Here is a 15,767-nt window from a genome sequence, read left to right as displayed (position 1 = left end):
TAGGTGATCCCCGCCTCGCCACCCCGGGCCTTCAGGCTCGCCGCGGCTCGGCTTCCCCTTCCCGGGACCTCAAAGCCCCAGCCTTTCCAGAACGGCGTCCAGGTCCGCGGGGACCGGCTCCGGCTCTTCCACCGTCCCTATGGCCAGCTCGGGGTCCTTGAGGCCGTGCCCGGTCAGGATACAGACCACCAGGGAACCGGGCTCCAGGTCCCCGCGCCGGAAGGCCTTGTACAGGCCGGCCACCGAGGCGGCCGATGCCGGCTCCACGAAGACGCCTTCTTGCTCAGCCAGCAAGCGGTAGGCCTCCAGTATCTCCGCGTCGGAGACCATGTCGATGCGGCCCCCGGATTCCTCGGCCGCGGCCACCGCCTGTTTCCAGCTGGCCGGGTTGCCGATGCGGATGGCGGTGGCTATGGTCTCCGGTTTCTCCACCACGTGGCCGCGCACGATGGGCGCCGCTCCCTCCGCCTGCCAGCCCATCATGCGCGGCAGGGCGTCCACCCTTCCCGCCTCCCGGTACTCCCGGTAACCCTTCCAGTAGGCGGTGATGTTGCCCGCGTTCCCTACTGGTATGAAATGGTAATCGGGCGCCCGGCCCAGGGTGTCGCATATCTCGAAGGCCCCCGTCTTCTGGCCCTCGATGCGGTAGGGATTGATGGAGTTCACCAGGACCACCGGGTAATCCTCGGCGATGCGGCGCACCATGTTCAGGGCCTGGTCGAAGTTGCCCTCCAGGGCGATGACCCGTGCCCCGTGGATGAGGGCCTGGGCCAGTTTGCCCAGGGCTATGGCCTGCCTGGGTATGATCACCGCGCAGGTGATGCCCGCCCGCGCCGCGTAGGCCGCCGCCGAGGCGCTGGTGTTCCCGGTGGAGGCGCAGATGACCGTGCGGGCCCCCTCCTCCAGGGCCTTGGAAACGGCCACCGTCATCCCCCGGTCCTTGAAGGAACCGGTGGGGTTCAAGCCCTCGTACTTCAAGAAAACATCCAATCCCAGCTGCCGGCTGATGTACTTCGCCTCCACCAGGGGGGTGTTGCCCTCCAGCAGGGTCACCACGGGGGTCTTATCCGTAACCGGCAGAAATTCCCTGTAGGCTTCTATGATACCATGCCATTCACCGCGCAAGACCGATGACCTCCTGGTCTCCGCTCCTTCATCTCCGCTTCCCGGGCCTCATCCCGCCGGTACGGTCACTGGGAGAGGCAAGCCGCTCCACCCTGGGGGTGGCTTCACGCGCGGCCGAACCAACCTGCCGGCGTCTCATTCCTCAATCCTGCCCTCCCGTCCGCCGAATCGCCCTTGCGGCACCGCTCGCACGCAAGGTGGCGCTGGAAGCGCCGTTCGTCTTCGCCCCCCCGCCTGCGATACGACTCCCCAACCTCCCTCCTCAGCAAACCAGGGCTCGACAAGGTCCCCTCGGCCTCCTCATCCCCTCGCCGACTCAACCTTTCCTTTCCACCCGGAAAGGGAGCCTCAGTCCTCCCCGGGGTCCTCCACGCGTATGAGGCTGGCTACACGGTTTACCTCCTCCAGGCCCTCCAGGCCCCGCACCGTGGCCCGGATGTTCTCCTCTTTCACCTCGTGGGTGACCAGGACGATACGCGCCTCCTTTCCCGTCCCGTGCTGGATGACGGACTTGATGCTCACCTGGTTCTCGCCGAAGACGCCGGCGATCTTGGCCAGTACCCCGGGCCGGTCGGGTACGTCGAAGATCATGAAATATCGGCAGCGCACGTCCTTCATGTCCTTCAGGGGCTTACGGAAGAAACAGGTACAGCCCACCAGGCGTCCGCCGGTCAGGATGTTGCGGGCGATGGAGATAACGTCGCCCACCACGGCGCTGGCTGCAGGGAGGGACCCCGCCCCCTTGCCGTAGAACATGAGCTCCCCCACCGCGTCCCCGGACACGAAGATGGCGTTGTTCTCGTCCCGCACCGAGGCCAGGGGGTGGCGGGCGGGTATCATGGTGGGGTGAACGCGCACGCTTATCCCGTCCGGCTCGTCCTTGGCGATGGCCAGCAGCTTGATGACGTAACCCAGCTCGCGGGCGAAGGAGATGTCGTCCGGGGTGATGGAGGTGATGCCCTCGGCATAGACGTCGGAGAGGGTCACCCGCGAGTTGAAGGCCATGGAGGCCAGTATGGCCAGCTTGGCCGCGGCGTCCTTTCCTTCCACGTCGTAGGTGGGGTCGGCCTCGGCATAGCCCAGCTCCTGGGCCCTGGCCAGGGCCTCGGCGAAGTCCAGGCCCTCCTCGCTCATGCGGGTGAGGATGTAATTGGTGGTCCCGTTCACGATCCCCAGGATTTGATCTATGACGTTGCCCGCCAGGGATTCCTTGAGGGGCATGAGGATGGGGATGCCGCCCCCCACCGCCGCCTCGTAGGCCAGATCCACACCCCTCTCCTCGGCGGCACGTAGGATCTCCTCCCCGTGGGTGCTCATGAGCTCCTTGTTGGCGCACACCACGTGTTTGCCCCGGGATATGGCCTCCAGGATGAAGGTGCGGGCCGGCTCGATGCCTCCCATCACCTCCACCACGATGTCCACCTCCGGGTCACCGATCACCTCCATGGCCTCGGTGGTGAGCATCTCCTCGGGGACCTCCACGTAGCGGGGGTCGGCCAGGTCCCTCACCGCAATGCGCTTCACGGTTATCTCCATCCCCACCCTCCGGGAGATTATGGAAGCGTTGTCCCGGAGGATGCGCACCACCCCGGAGCCCACCGTGCCGCAGCCGATCTGCCCCACTACTACGGCCTTTCTTTCTTCCGACATTTCCCCTCCGATATCTCCGTCCACGATATGGTAAGACCCGGAATAAAGGTATTTTAGCAGCCGGAAACACGCGGCGCATACCGCGCGGGAGGGGTTTCCTCTCTTTCCGGCCTGGCATTCCCGCTGGACCTCCCGCTTTTCCGAGGTGAGCGAGGTGGCGGGGAGATAGGGCCCGTACTATAATCAATCCTGCCATGAGGATAAAAGAACCCGTGCTGCAGGTGGCCTTGGACTTCGTGGACCTGGAGAGGGCCATCAAAGTCGCGGAGGAGGCCGTCGCGGGAGGCGCCGACTGGATCGAAGCCGGCACCCCTCTTATCAAGAGCGAGGGCCTCAACGCCGTGCGCGCCCTGCGGGAGCGTTTTCCCCACCACGTCATCGTGGCCGACATGAAGACCATGGACGCCGGCCGGGCGGAGGTGGAGGCCGCGGCCAAGGCCGGAGCCAACATCATCGACGTCCTGGGCGCCGCCTCCGATGCCACGGTCAGGGAATGCGTGGAGGCGGCCAACAACTACGGGGCGGAGATCGTGGTGGACCTCATCGAGGTGGGGGATCCCGTGGACCGGGCACGGGCCGCGGAGGCGGCGGGCGCCCATTACATCGCCGTGCACACGGCCATCGACATGCAGATGCGGGGCGTGGACCCCTTCGAGCGGCTGCGGCTGGTGGCCAACTCGGTGAGTATCCCCGTGGCCGTGGCAGGGGGAATCAACTCGGAGACGGCGGCGCGGGCGGTGGAGAGCGGCGCGGACATCGTCATCGTGGGCGGGGCCATCATCAAGAGCAAGGACGCCCGCCGCGCCGCGGAGGAGATAAAACGGGCCATGCTCACCGGGCAGGCGGTGAAGACCGACCTCTACAAGCGCGTAAACCTGGAGAACGTGCGGGAGGTCCTCCTCAAGGTGTCCACGCCCAACATATCCGACGCCATGCACCGTTCCGGCGAGCTGGAGGGCATCCTGCCCATCAGCCCGGGGATGAAGATGGCCGGACCGGCGGTTACGGTGAGGGCCTACCCCGGCGACTGGGCCAAGCCCGTGGAGGCTATCGACGTGGCCGAGGAGGGGGACGTCATCGTCATCGACGCCGGCGGAGTGGGGCCGGCCTTGTGGGGGGAGCTGGCCACCCACAGCGCCATCCAGAGGAAGCTGGCCGGAGTGGTCATCGACGGGGCCATTAGGGACACGGTGGAGATACGGCGGCTCAACTTTCCCTCCTTCGCCCGCCTCATCACCCCCACGGCGGGGGAGCCCAAGGGCTTCGGGGAGATAAACGTGCCGGTGACCGTGGGCGGAAGGAGGATCTTCCCCGGGGACTGGCTGGTGGGCGACGACGACGGCGTGGTGGTCATCCCCCGGGACAAGGTGGTGGAGATGGCCAACCGGGCCATGGACGTCCTGGAGAAGGAAAACCGCCTGCGCGGGGAGATCGAAGCCGGTTCCACCCTTTCCCAGGTGGCCTACCTGGAGAAGTGGGAGAAGAGGAAGTAATTACCAGCTAGTCCATTCATTCCTCCTTTCGGCGGCGCCACTTGCTCAGCCACTGCCTCTTGGCCTTCTCGGCATGTTCCTCCTCCCCTGAAACCTCCTCCACCGCTCCCTCTTCCCCCTCTTCCGAGGGGATCCCGGGAGGCCCGCCTTCCCCCTCTTGCGCCGGCTCCTCGGCGAGCATGGCTGCGCCGCAGTAATTGGGGACCTCCCAGAGCAGGGCCACCAGCACCCCCTGGGCCCCCTTCCTCTCAGCGATGGCGGAGAGGAACAGGGCCGCCTTGCGCGCTTCCCGCGCCCTCCTGAGTATGACGCCCACGTCCCACGCCCCCATCACCCGGGCCACCGACGGGTTGCAGAGCACCACCATATCCCCCGGATGCACCGGCGCTTCCCGTATCTCTATCCTCTCCCCCGCCGCGTCGCCCAGGAGTCCTCCCTCCCCCTCCCAGCCGCCGAAAAGGGCACCGGTCTCCTCCCCGCTGTGGACGAAAAGAGCATTCTCGCCGCAGCGGGCGGCGTAAAGCCGCTGGGGGTCGGCGAGGACCAGCAGGAGGTCCAGCCGGGGCCCACCGTCGCCGTAGCGGTCGAGGATGTGGCGGTGGATATGGCGGAGGGAGTTGCGCAGCACCACCCGGCAGTCCGTGGACCTGACCACCTCCTCCCGCCGGCGGAAGAACTCGTGCAGGAGGCCCATGGCATACCGCCGGACCTCCAGCTCCTCGGGGGTCTCCCCCTCTGAGCACACCGCGGCCGCGAACACCGGACCGCCCGAATCCCCGGGCTCCATCTCCAGGGCAAAATAGGGAGCGTCCGGCGGATTCCCGCGCCTTCCGCTGTTCACCACGCCGACGTCAGCTTCTTTGGCCGCGATGAGCTTCACCCCCTTACGCCAGCGCTGCTGGCTGCCGGGGAACCCCTCAGGACACCACCCTCTCGCCTCGCACCAGGTCGTCCAGGGATTCCCTCTCCCGGACCACCAGGAAATCCCTTCCATCCACCATCACTTCTGCAGCCCGGCGGCGCGAGTTGTAGTTGGAGGACATGACGAAACCGTAGGCTCCGGCGCTCATCACCGCCAGGAGCTCCCCCGGCTCCGCCCTGGGCAGGGAACGGTCCCGGGCCAGGAAATCCCCCGACTCGCAGACCGGTCCCACCACGTCCACCGTCTCCTCCTCCCTTCCGCTGTCCACTACGGGAAGTATGCGGTGGAAGGACCCGTAGAGGCTGGGGCGGATGAGGTCGTTCATGGCCGCGTCCACCACCAGGAACCTCTTATTCCCGCTTCTTTTGCGGTAAAGGACCCTAGTGACCAGCACGCCTGCATTGCCCACGATCATGCGTCCCGTCTCCAGGATTACCGTGCAGCCGTGCTCCTTGAGCACCGGTGCCAGGGCCCGGGCATAATCCATGGGATAGGGGACCTCCTCCTCGTCGTAGGGGATGCCGAAGCCCCCTCCGATGTTTATATACCTTATGTCCAAGCCCCGCTCCCGAAGGGAGCGCACCAGCTCTCCGGTCCTCTCCAGGCTGTCTCGGAAGGGTTCCACCTCCGTTATCTGGGAGCCGATGTGCTGGTGGATCCCCACCACGCGCACGTTTTTCAGCGAGGCCGCGCGCTCGTAGACCGCCGGGGCCTCCTCCATGTCGATGCCGAACTTGGCCTCCTTCATCCCGGTGGCAATGTAGGGATGGGTGCCGGGGTCAACGTCGGGGTTGACCCGCAGGGCGATGTCCGCCCTCCTCCCCGTCTCCGCCGCCACCCGGTCCAGGAGGAGCAGTTCGTCCTCCGACTCCACGTTGAACATGAGTATTCCGGAACGCAGCGCGTAGGCCATCTCCTCGACCGTCTTCCCTATCCCGGCGAAAACTATCTTCTCCGGCGGGATGCCCGCCTTGAGAGCCCGGTAGAGCTCCCCTCCGGAGACGATGTCCGCACCCGCTCCCTCGCGGGCCAGGACGGAGAGCACCCCCAGGTTGGAGTTGGCCTTCACCGAGTAACAGATCAGGTGGGGAACCTCGGCGAAGGCCTGGTCCAGGCGCCGGTAATGGTCGCACAGCGTACGCCTGCTGTACACGTAGACGGGGGTTCCCACCTTCTCGGCGATGCGGTCCAGGGGAACCTCCTCACCGTGCAGGATGCCGTCCAGGTACTGAAAGGCGTGCATCCGGAAAACACCTGCCTTCGAACATCATTCCCCGACGAAGGTTACCACCAGGGTACGCGACCTGGGGACCTCGTCGAAGTCCACGAATACCAGTTGTTGCCACCTACCCAGGAGGGGCCTGCCTTCCTCGAAGGGTACGGTCACCGAGGGGCCCAGGAGCCCCGCCCGGACGTGGGAGTGCCCGTTGGCGTCCACCCCCCTGCGGTTATGGTGGTAATCGCGGTCTACGGGGGCCAGGAAATCGAAGAGTTCCTGGAAGTCCCTGCAGACACCCGGTTCGTGCTCCAGGGTGGTCACCGCACCCGTGGCCCCGGGTACGAATACGTTCAGGATGCCGCTGCGCAGGCCCGTTTCCCGGAGCAGGGCGGAGACTTCCTCGGTTATCTCCACGATTTGCGCGTTGCCCTCGGTCTCGAACTCCAGGCGCTTGTGAACCACGGCCATGCTTTCCTGTCCTTTCTCCTCTATTATATTCGTCGCTTATTAAGATTATATTCGCCGCTTTAGAGATACGCCGTTTATGGCCGAGGCCCTGGCCTCTCCCGACCATATTAACACCTCCGCTTCCCGGTGTAGGCGCATGTCGCGAGGAGGGACGGTCGGAAGCCTCCCACGCCCCGGCCGCGCCAGAGTGAGCGGGTCGGGCGCGGTCCCGAGCGGCCTGGGGCCGGCATGCCGAAACCTTCCCGCTAAAGGAGAAGGATGCGTTACGAGCGTGCCGGTCTTCCGCCGCACGAATCCTACCCGGGCGCCGGAGAAGGGCCGGCCCGCGGGGCGCGGGCTCAACGGGCTCTCTTTCCCGCCGCCCGTCGCAGCCGCCCCAGGTTCTCCCGGTCCCTTTCCACGGTCATCTCCGGCGTCTCCAGTATCCAGGGCAGCTTCCGCAACACGGGATGCCGCGCCAGCATGGAAAATGCTTCCATGCCTATCTTCCCCTCGCCGATGTGCTCGTGCCTGTCCACCCGGGAACCCAGGTCGCCCCGGCTGTCGTTGGCGTGCACCAGCTTCAGGCGGTCCAGGCCCACCTCCTCGTCAAGCTCCCGCAGGGCGGCCTCCAGGCCCTCGCGGGTACGTATCTCGTAACCGGCGGCGAAGACGTGGCAGGTGTCCAGGCAGACCCCCAGCCTCTCCTCGCCGGGGAAAGCCCTGACGATCTCGCCCAGCTGCTCGAAACGATGCCCCACGCTGTTCCCCGACCCGGCCGTGGTCTCCAGCAGAAGGGGCACGCCTTCGGGCCCCCGTCGCAAGGCCTCCCCGACCGCCTGCACCACCCTCTGAATGCCCGCTTCTTCCCCTTCCCCCCCGTGACTGCCCAGGTGGGTCACCACGGCTGAGGAACCGAGCCTCGCCGCGGCCTCCATGTTCATGATCAGGGCGGCTATGGACTTCTCCCTCACCTCCCCCTCGGGGGCGGCCAGGTTGATGAGGTAGATGGTGTGCACGAAGACCGGTTCGATGCCCGCCCTCCGGCAACCTTCCCGGAAGGCGTCGATATCCCCGGGGAGGATGTCGGACTGCTTCCACCCCCGGGGGTTGGAGACGAAGACCTGGATGGTCTCGCAGCCCCTTTCCACGGCGCGGTCCACCGCCTTGCCCAGGCCCCCGCTTATCTGCACGTGGCATCCCAGGCGCATCCGCTGACCCCCCCTTGACGTCCCTGCCGCCCGCGGGAAAAGGCCGGATGTCCAGGCCGCATGCCCTGCCGGCAACACCTCCGCGGGCGCCATCATTCCCGCCGGCCGGTCCCGGATCCATTTTATTACTCCCGTTCCCGCCCGGACAGGTATCCCATCCGGCGCGGCCCGTGGAGAACCACAGGCTCCAACCCTTCCCCACCCTGAAGGGTCCCCTTTCCCGCCTGGCAGGCTCGCGCCCTCTCCCGCGGAGGTTAGCCCCGCCGCTCCCGACGTGGTAAAAAGGATTTATCGGCTGCTCTCCGCCGGGAGCGGAGGAAGATGAGGGCCTGCGAGGGGGATGGTCGGGGATAGCGGTCCCGCGTCCCGCCGAGGTCGCGACGTGAAGGGGAACGAGGCGCATGAAACCCTACAGGATAACCGAGGGCGTGTACATGGTCGGGGGGCCGGAACTGACCTCTCCGGACGATTGCTGCGTGTACCTGGTGGACCTGGGTCGTCCCATCCTGGTGGACGCCGGAGCGGGCCGTTCCACGCCCCTCCTGGTCCGCAACCTGGAGGAGCTCGGCTACTCCCCCAAGGACCTGAGCCTGGTGGTCCTCACCCACTGTCATATCGACCACGTGGGAGGAGCCGCCTATTTCCTGGAAAGATATGGAATAAAGCCGGCGGTCCATGAACTGGACGCCCAACCCCTCCAGGAGGGGGACCTGAGGCGCACCGCCGCCCAGTGGTACGGCGTGGATCTCAAGCCGCTGGAGATCAGGAACGTCCTGCGAGGGGAGGAAGGCGAGTTCCCCGGGGGAGTTGTTCCCCTCCGCTGGCTCCATACCCCCGGCCATACCCCGGGTTCCATATCCCTGCACCTGAACAACGGCCTGTACACCGTGCTCTTCGGGCAGGACATCCACGGCCCCTTCTACGCCTCCTTCGGTTCCGACCTCGACGCCTGGGCGACCTCCATGCGGCGCCTCCTGGAACTGAAGGCGGATATCCTCTGCGAGGGACACTTCGGGGTCATCCGCCCCGCCTCCGAGGTGCGCAGGTACATTGAGGACTACCTGCGCAATTACGGGCGCCTGTGATGCCCGGAAGCGAGGAGGATGCTCTACCGTTTCAGTAGGCACTTTCAGGGTTGAAAGAACAGAGACGCCATCCTATCGTCCCGGCTAAACAGGCAGGAGTTGCATGCGCTGCGGGAAATGCTGTAATATATCGCCAAGATATATCGATTTGATATATCGATTCGATAGGCTATAAACCGGATGCCGGTGTAGATAATAACGCCGGAAGGAGAGGATGTAAAGGTGCTCGAACTGGCCATACTGGGCGCCCTCAAGGAAAAGCCCATGCACGGCTACGAACTCAAGAAGCGACTTTCCTTCCTCCTGGGGCACCTGTGGAAGATAAGCTTTGGATCTCTCTACCCGGCCCTGAAGCGGCTGGAGGCCAAGGATGCCGTGGAGAGGGCCTACACGGTAAAGGAAAAGACCCGCAACCGCTATGTCTACCGCATCACCCCCAAGGGGGAGGAGATATTCCGCAAGCTGCTGGAGGACACCGGAAAGTCGTCGGAGATAACCGATTCCGACAAGTTCAGCCTCCGGCTGGCCTTTTTCCAGTACCTGGAACCCGAGTTAAGGCTCTGGCTGCTCGAGAAGCGCCGCAACTACCTCGCCGAGAGGCTCGAGGAGATAAGCGGCACCGGCAAGTCGCGTTACAAGGAATCCGACAGCTACCGCCTGGGGCTCTTCCGGCACCGCCAGGAATTGCTCCGCAGCGACATCCGGTGGCTGGACGAGCTTATAGAGCAGGAGAGGAAGCATCTCCTGGAGAAGGAACGGGAAAGGGGCACCTCGAGGAAGGGGGAGAAGGGGGGTGAGAAGTTGCTCCTGGAGGGAGAATCACTGAAGAAGGCCACGCCCATACAGGCGTGAGGGCCGGAGGCGTGAACGAGGAGGAAAGTCTATCCCCGACGGGATATGCATATAACGGGTTAAAGGGAGGTTGAACATATGGGAAAGGTGAGGACAGCCATCATAGGGGTGGGGAACTGCGCCTCTTCCCTGGTGCAGGGCATCCAGTACTACCGCGACGCCGAGGAAGGCGACCTGGTCCCGGGACTCATGCACGTGCGCATCGGGCCCTACCACATCCGGGATATCGAGATCGTGTGCGCCTTCGACGTGGACGCGGACAAGGTGGGCAGGGACGTCTCCGAGGCTATCTTCCGGGGCAGGAACAACACCATCAAGATCAGCGACGTCCCGCACCTGGGGGCCCCGGTCTACCGCGGCCCCACCCTGGACGGGTTCGGGAAATATTACCGCCAGGTGGCCGAGGAAGACCCCTCGGAGCCGGTGGACGTGGCCGAGACCCTGGCCCGCCATGAGGTGGACGTGGTGGTGAACTACCTGCCGGTCGGGAGCGAGAAGGCCACCCGCTTCTACGTGGAGGAGGCCATCAAGGCGGGGTGCGGGGTGGTGAACTGCATACCCGTCTTCGTGGCCAGGGAGGAGATCTGGCAGGGGCTGTTCCGCCGCTACGGGCTCCCCATCGTGGGCGACGACATCAAGTCCCAGGTGGGGGCGACCATCGTGCACCGCGTCCTGGCCAAGCTCTTCAACGACCGCGGGGTGGTCCTGGACCGCACCGCCCAGCTGAACATCGGCGGGAACATGGACTTCATGAACATGCTGGAGCGCGAGAGGCTGGAGTCCAAGAAGATATCCAAGACCGACGCCGTGGTCTCCCAGCTCAACCACAGCATCGACAAGGACGACGTGCACATCGGGCCCAGCGACTACGTGGCCTGGCTCAACGACCGCAAGTGGGCCTACATCCGCCTGGAGGGACGGGAGTTCGGAGACGTCCCCGTCTCGCTGGAGTTCAAGCTGGAGGTGTGGGACTCCCCCAACTCCGCGGGCATCGTCATCGACGCCGTGCGTTGCTGCAAGCTGGCCATGGACCGTGGGCTCTCTGGAGCTCTCATCGGGCCCTCCGCCTATTTCATGAAATCCCCTCCAGTGCAATACTCCGACGATGTCGCCCGCCAGATGGTGGAGGACTTCATCGCCGGTAAGCCGGAGGGGATGCTCACCACCGCCGACTTCGGCAACGGGAAGGACCTGGAGAGCGCGCAGGGCCTTCTCTCCGGCCGCACCAATCCCGGCGAGGATTGAGCCCCGTGCCGGGACCGGGTACCCCGTGCTTCCCGGTCAACACCGGCCTTTCCTCCGCGGCCGTTCTCTCGAACCGGCGGAGCGAGTCTTCACCGGGGGTTGACGCCCACGGGCCATGTGTTGTATTAGGCAGTTACGCATGTAAACGGGACACGGGAATCGTATTCGGGAGGATGCGGTTTTGAGCGAGACCATCGAGACGTGGAACCCCGTGACCGAGGAGGCCAACTTCCCCGTTCAGGTCAGGTGTTATTCCGGGTTCAAGGCCGACGAGAGGCCCTTGAGCTTCATCCTCAGTGGGCGCGAGTTCTCGGTCATGGACATCGAGGGAAGCTGGTTCGAGGAGGACGAGACCGGCCGGGAGCGGAGGGTCTGCTTCCGGGTGAGAGCCGACGACGGAGACCTCTACCTGCTCAGCCACCACCCCGAGGAGGGCTCCTGGATACTGCGCCGGGTCATCAGGCTGGGCGGTCTTTCCTGAGCCAGAAAGCTCAATTCCGCTGCCGGATCATGAAGGTAGCCGTGGCCTTGGCTACCATCCTTCCGCCGGAACCGTAAAGGCAGGCCTCGCCCACGGCAATGGATTTCCCCTTCTGGATGACCTTGCCCTCCGCGCTCACCTGCCCGTCGCGCACCGGTGCCAGGTAGTTTATCTTCATCTCCACGGTGATCATGCCCTCCCGCTCCAGGTCCATGAGGGTGGCCAAGGCGGCGGCGATGGAGGCGTCGGCCAGGGAGGCCAGGGCCCCGCCGTGCACCACCCCGCCGGCGTTCAGGTGCTTCTTCTCCACCGGCAGGGTCAGGCGGGACCTCCCCTCTTCCAGTTCCTCCACCCTCATGCCCAGGAGGGCGTAGAAGGTGGAGGGGTCGGAGCGCAAACGTATTATCCTCTCGTACCGCGATTCCCTGTCCTCCAAGGCTTCCTCCCCGCACGTCACCGCCGGAACCACTCCACCGTCCGACGCAGGCCCTCCTCCAGGCCGGTGGCCGGCTCCCATCCCAGAAGTTCCCGGGCCCGGGTGAGGTCGGGCTTCCTCCTGCGCGGGTCGCCCTGGGGAAGGGGCAGGAAGGTTATCTCCGAGGTGGAGCCCAGCATCTCCCTTATGCGGTGGGCCAGCTCCAGCACGGTCATCTCCCGATCGTTGCCCAGGTTGATAACCTCCCCCACGGCGCGTTCGCTGCGCAGGGCCAGGCATATTCCCTCCACCAGGTCGTCCACGTAGCAGAAACTCCGGGTCTGGGAGCCATCCCCGTAGACGGTAAGAGGCTCCCCGGCCAGGGCCTGCTGGATGAAATTGGGAACCACCCTCCCGTCCTCGCGCCGCATGCGCGGGCCGTAGGTGTTGAAGATGCGCAGGATTACCGTCTCCGTCCCGTACAGCCGCCGGTAGGTGGAGGTGAGCGCCTCGGCGAACCGCTTGGACTCGTCGTAGCAGGCCCGCGGCCCTACCGGGTTGACGTTGCCCGTGTATTCCTCGTCCTGGGGAACCTTCAGGGGGTCACCATAGACCTCGGAGGTGGAGGCCAGGAGGAACCGGGCGCCGTTCTTGCGCGCCACCTCGAGGGCCTGGTAGGTGCCCATGGAATTGGCCAGCATGGTCTCGACCGGCATGCGGTGATAATCGACCGGACTGGCAGGACTTGCCAGGTGAGCCACGGCGTCCACCTCGAGGGTCAGGGGATCGGCCACGTCGGCCAGGATGAACCTGAAGCGCGGGTGTCCCTTAAGGCCTTCCAGGTTCTCCATGCTCCCGGTGCATAGGTTGTCTAGGCACCATACCGCGTGCCCCTCCTCCACCAGGCGCTCGCACAGGTGGGATCCGATGAACCCGGCTCCCCCGGTTACCAGTACCTTCAAGGTAAAGCTCCTTGCGTCGCTCGGGTCGTCCTCCCGGCGTTCAATTAAGAAATTATAGCAGCCTGCGCCCGATCCGGTAACGACGTTTCCGGTGGCCCCGCCTGACCGGACGGAGGAGCCCGGGTCGCGGGTTCCGCGTCCTTCAAAAGGAAGCCTCCTCGGCCAGGAAGAAACGAGTCCCGGAGGCCTCGAGGAAGGGGAGGGCGTGCCCGGCGTCCATCGCCTCCTCCGGTGCGTAGATCCCCGGAGGGGGGTCGGCGGCCCGCAGCCACGCCGCGGCCGCGGCGGTCATCACCCCCGTGACCCGGTAATAATCCCCGCTGGCGGCCAGGTGCACGCGCCGGGGCTTTCCCCCGCGGACGCCCTCCGCCGTCACCCGGAGGGAGGAGGGGCAGGGCCCTTCCCTTTTCGCCGCCAGGGCTCTTCCCCCGGCCAATCTCAGGAGGTTCAAGAGAATCTCCGCGTACCCTTCCTCCCCCAGCCGGGAGAGGACCTGGAGGAGGAAATCCTCTCCCCTTGCGCCCATCCCGGCCTTGAAGAAGGCTTCTCTCACCCCTTTTACGACGCGGGGGAGGGTGAGCGGCTCCGGCCGGTGCAGGTAGGCGAGGACGGCGGGACCGGCGGGCGGGGGAAAGTCCACCGCCTCCGGCCAACCCCCTGCCCGCACCCGTTCCTCCCGGCCCCCCCGGACTATCACCGCCCTTCCGGAGAGGGAATGCGCAAAGTGGCGGAGGGTTGCCCATCCCAGGGAAGACAACCCCTCCAGGCGCCAGAAGAAGCCCAGGCGGTCCACCCGGTCCAGGAGGGAAGCGGCCCGGAGGGCCAGGAGGTTGGATAGCCCGGGGGCCATCCCGCAGCCAAGAAGCACCCGGGAGCCGCATGCCGCGGCTTCCTCCCGGCGGGAAAGGAGCACCGCGGTGATGCGAGCGTCGTCGCACAGGGTGAGGTAGTCGCGCCCCGTTTCCAGAACCGCCCGGAAGACCTCCACCTCGTGGAGGTGGAAGGGCCCCAGGCAGCCCAGCGCCAGGTCGGCCTCGGAGAGTCGTTCGCGCAGGCTCCGGGGATCCGCGGCCTCCAGGTAGCGTAGGTGCAGCGGAAAGGGAGCGGGCTGGGAGGCCATCCTGGTGAGGCCCTCGGCGTCATTGTCGGCTAGGAACACGGCTTCCACCCCGGGCAGGAAGCGGAGGGCGCCGAGCACCGCCCTTCCCGCCCGGCCCGCGGCGCCCAGGATAAGAACCTTCATGGCCCCGCCCCGAAGATCTCCGCCGGTCTCGCCTCCTTCCAGGGAAGGGATGGTGCACCGGCGGGCCCCGCACGAAGACTTCTTTTGATCACCGCGGCGAAAAACAGAGCCAAGGCGACGAAGGCCGCCGCCATGAAGAGCGCTTTCCCGCACCGGACCCGCGGCCGGGGAATGGAGGGGTTGCGGAGCCTGGAGGCCATCACTTGCTCAGGAGGTCCTCCTCCACCTCCAGGCCCAGCTGCTTCACGGCCAGGGTGAAGTCATGGGGGTTAGTGGCCGCCGAGAGGGCGGTCTTGAAGTCCACCAGGCCGTAACGGTAGAGGTCCACCAGGGACTGGTCGAAGGTCTGCATTCCGTAGAACTCGCCCTCGGCGATGATCTCCCGCAGCACGGTGGTGGGCTCCTCGTTTATTAGGGCCTCCGCCATGCGTCCGGTCATCACCAGCACCTCCACTGCGGGCACCCTGCCGCTGTGGTCCTTGAGGGGAAGGAGGCGCTGGGAGATGACTCCCTTGAGCACGCTGGCCAGGGTGAGGCGAATCTGCTTCTGCTGCTGGGGCGGGAAGAAGTCGATTATCCGGTTCACGGTCTCCGTGGTGTCTATGGTATGGAAGGTGGAGAGCACCAGATGCCCGGTCATGGCCACGTTCATGGCCGCGGTCACCGTCTCCGGGTCGCGCATCTCCCCTATGAGGATGACGTCGGGATCCTGGCGGGTTATGTACTTGAGGGCGTCGGCGTAGCTCTCGGTGTCCGTCCCGATCTCCCTCTGGTGGATGATGCTCTTCTTGTCCACGTGCAGGACCTCGATGGGGTCCTCGATGGTGATGATGTTCAGCTGCTCGTTGCTGTTTATATAGTCGATGATGGCCGCCAGGGTGGTGGTCTTGCCGGCCCCCGCGGGACCGGTGACCAGTATCATCCCCCTCCTCTCCATGGCCAGGCGCCGGAGAACGGGCGGCAGCCCCAGTTCCTCGAAGGAGGGCACCGAGGTGGTGAGCACGCGGCGGATGGCGATGCCCACCGTCCCCCTCTGCTTGAAGATGTTGGCCCGGAACCTCCCCAGGCCGGCGACGCTGTAGGCGAAGTCCACCTCGCTGCGCTCGGCGAACTTCTTGGCCTGCTTCTCGTTCATCAGGGCGTAGGCGGCCTCCACGGTGTCCGTGGGCGAGAGGCGCGGAAAGTCCGATTTCACCAGCTGCCCGTCGATGCGGAAATAGGGCGGGCTTCCCGCCTTTATGTGCAGGTCGGAAGCCTGCTTCTCCACCATGTACTGCAGCAACGCCTGGATATCCATCTCCATCCCTCGCCGGTTTTCACCCTTCCAAGCCTTTGACCGCCCTTCGACGAATTCATGATAGCACAGACCGCGCCCGAAACGGCATGCATGGAACGCCTGCGACTCGCCCTTTCCGGG

15 protein-coding genes are annotated in these 15,767 nt (G+C 65.6%); 5 read left to right on the top strand and 10 right to left on the bottom strand.

Annotation, left to right across the window (positions count from 1 at the left end):
* Positions 1-69: 69 nt before the first annotated feature.
* A complete protein-coding gene (gene thrC, locus QME84_04915; protein ID MDI6873606.1) occupies positions 70-1,125 on the bottom strand; it encodes a threonine synthase in 1,056 nt (351 codons plus the stop codon).
* Between the two features lie 348 nt (positions 1,126-1,473).
* Positions 1,474-2,775: a homoserine dehydrogenase gene (locus tag QME84_04910; GenBank protein MDI6873605.1), complete on the bottom strand. Its 1,302-nt coding sequence runs from the start codon at positions 2,773-2,775 to the stop codon at positions 1,474-1,476.
* 194 nt (positions 2,776-2,969) lie between these two features.
* On the opposite strand from QME84_04910, the gene QME84_04905 reads away from it, so the two are divergent.
* Complete coding sequence (locus tag QME84_04905) at positions 2,970-4,268, top strand: orotidine 5'-phosphate decarboxylase (GenBank protein MDI6873604.1); 1,299 nt, start codon at positions 2,970-2,972, stop codon at positions 4,266-4,268.
* Positions 4,269-4,284: 16 nt separating this feature from the next.
* Here QME84_04905 and QME84_04900 read toward each other — a convergent pair whose 3' ends face one another.
* The 4 genes from QME84_04900 to QME84_04885 all read right to left on the bottom strand — a co-directional run bounded on the left by QME84_04900 (position 4,285) and on the right by QME84_04885 (position 8,067).
* The gene (locus QME84_04900) at positions 4,285-5,148 is read right to left on the bottom strand and encodes a hypothetical protein (GenBank protein MDI6873603.1); all 864 of its coding nucleotides are present in this window, start codon (positions 5,146-5,148) and stop codon (positions 4,285-4,287) included.
* A 37-nt stretch (positions 5,149-5,185) separates the two neighbouring features.
* Positions 5,186-6,433 (bottom strand): diaminopimelate decarboxylase, encoded by a 1,248-nt coding sequence (lysA, locus tag QME84_04895; protein ID MDI6873602.1) that lies wholly within the window; start codon positions 6,431-6,433, stop codon positions 5,186-5,188.
* A 24-nt stretch (positions 6,434-6,457) separates the two neighbouring features.
* Positions 6,458-6,877 carry a secondary thiamine-phosphate synthase enzyme YjbQ gene (locus tag QME84_04890; GenBank protein MDI6873601.1) on the bottom strand — a complete coding sequence of 140 codons (420 nt, stop codon included), beginning with the start codon at positions 6,875-6,877 and terminating at the stop codon, positions 6,458-6,460.
* Positions 6,878-7,215: 338 nt separating this feature from the next.
* On the bottom strand, positions 7,216-8,067 hold the full coding sequence (locus QME84_04885) for a deoxyribonuclease IV (GenBank protein MDI6873600.1): 852 nt from the start codon (positions 8,065-8,067) through the stop codon (positions 7,216-7,218).
* A 401-nt stretch (positions 8,068-8,468) separates the two neighbouring features.
* Here QME84_04885 and QME84_04880 point away from each other — a divergent pair, with 401 nt between their 5' ends.
* The 4 genes from QME84_04880 (at position 8,469) to QME84_04865 (ending at position 11,730) form a co-directional block, all read left to right on the top strand.
* Positions 8,469-9,152 (top strand): MBL fold metallo-hydrolase, encoded by a 684-nt coding sequence (locus QME84_04880; protein MDI6873599.1) that lies wholly within the window; start codon positions 8,469-8,471, stop codon positions 9,150-9,152.
* 222 nt (positions 9,153-9,374) lie between these two features.
* Entirely contained in the window at positions 9,375-10,004 is a 630-nt protein-coding gene (locus tag QME84_04875) for a PadR family transcriptional regulator (GenBank protein MDI6873598.1), read from the top strand.
* A gap of 78 nt (positions 10,005-10,082) precedes the next feature.
* Positions 10,083-11,249 carry an inositol-3-phosphate synthase gene (locus QME84_04870; GenBank protein ID MDI6873597.1) on the top strand — a complete coding sequence of 389 codons (1,167 nt, stop codon included), beginning with the start codon at positions 10,083-10,085 and terminating at the stop codon, positions 11,247-11,249.
* Between the two features lie 181 nt (positions 11,250-11,430).
* Positions 11,431-11,730: a hypothetical protein gene (locus QME84_04865; protein MDI6873596.1), complete on the top strand. Its 300-nt coding sequence runs from the start codon at positions 11,431-11,433 to the stop codon at positions 11,728-11,730.
* 10 nt (positions 11,731-11,740) lie between these two features.
* Here the strand turns inward: QME84_04865 and QME84_04860 are convergent, their stop codons facing one another.
* The 4 genes from QME84_04860 to QME84_04845 form a co-directional block, all read right to left on the bottom strand.
* Positions 11,741-12,166 carry a PaaI family thioesterase gene (locus tag QME84_04860; protein MDI6873595.1) on the bottom strand — a complete coding sequence of 142 codons (426 nt, stop codon included), beginning with the start codon at positions 12,164-12,166 and terminating at the stop codon, positions 11,741-11,743.
* A 17-nt stretch (positions 12,167-12,183) separates the two neighbouring features.
* Positions 12,184-13,107 carry an SDR family oxidoreductase gene (locus QME84_04855; protein ID MDI6873594.1) on the bottom strand — a complete coding sequence of 308 codons (924 nt, stop codon included), beginning with the start codon at positions 13,105-13,107 and terminating at the stop codon, positions 12,184-12,186.
* 142 nt (positions 13,108-13,249) lie between these two features.
* Entirely contained in the window at positions 13,250-14,350 is a 1,101-nt protein-coding gene (locus tag QME84_04850) for a hypothetical protein (protein ID MDI6873593.1), read from the bottom strand.
* Positions 14,351-14,549: 199 nt separating this feature from the next.
* Positions 14,550-15,647: a type IV pilus twitching motility protein PilT gene (locus QME84_04845; GenBank protein MDI6873592.1), complete on the bottom strand. Its 1,098-nt coding sequence runs from the start codon at positions 15,645-15,647 to the stop codon at positions 14,550-14,552.
* Positions 15,648-15,767: the final 120 nt, after the last annotated feature.

The sequence above is a fragment of the Actinomycetota bacterium genome (assembly GCA_030019255.1).
GTDB lineage: Bacteria > Actinomycetota > Geothermincolia > Geothermincolales > RBG-13-55-18 > Solincola_A.
The sequence above is the reverse complement of the archived record's forward strand: the minus strand, read 5'-3'. Positions and strand labels throughout refer to the sequence as shown.

What these genes read in the sequence shown, in the direction of transcription:
- lysA (MDI6873602.1), bottom strand. Translation starts at nt 6,433, where the DNA reads ATGCACGCCTTTCAGTACCTGGACGGCATCCTGCACGGTGAGGAGGTT.
- QME84_04905 (MDI6873604.1), top strand. Translation starts at nt 2,970, where the DNA reads ATGAGGATAAAAGAACCCGTGCTGCAGGTGGCCTTGGACTTCGTGGAC.
- QME84_04880 (MDI6873599.1), top strand. Translation starts at nt 8,469, where the DNA reads ATGAAACCCTACAGGATAACCGAGGGCGTGTACATGGTCGGGGGGCCG.
- QME84_04890 (MDI6873601.1), bottom strand. Translation starts at nt 6,877, where the DNA reads ATGGCCGTGGTTCACAAGCGCCTGGAGTTCGAGACCGAGGGCAACGCG.
- QME84_04885 (MDI6873600.1), bottom strand. Translation starts at nt 8,067, where the DNA reads ATGCGCCTGGGATGCCACGTGCAGATAAGCGGGGGCCTGGGCAAGGCG.
- QME84_04850 (MDI6873593.1), bottom strand. Translation starts at nt 14,350, where the DNA reads ATGAAGGTTCTTATCCTGGGCGCCGCGGGCCGGGCGGGAAGGGCGGTG.
- QME84_04870 (MDI6873597.1), top strand. Translation starts at nt 10,083, where the DNA reads ATGGGAAAGGTGAGGACAGCCATCATAGGGGTGGGGAACTGCGCCTCT.
- QME84_04910 (MDI6873605.1), bottom strand. Translation starts at nt 2,775, where the DNA reads ATGTCGGAAGAAAGAAAGGCCGTAGTAGTGGGGCAGATCGGCTGCGGC.
- QME84_04845 (MDI6873592.1), bottom strand. Translation starts at nt 15,647, where the DNA reads ATGGATATCCAGGCGTTGCTGCAGTACATGGTGGAGAAGCAGGCTTCC.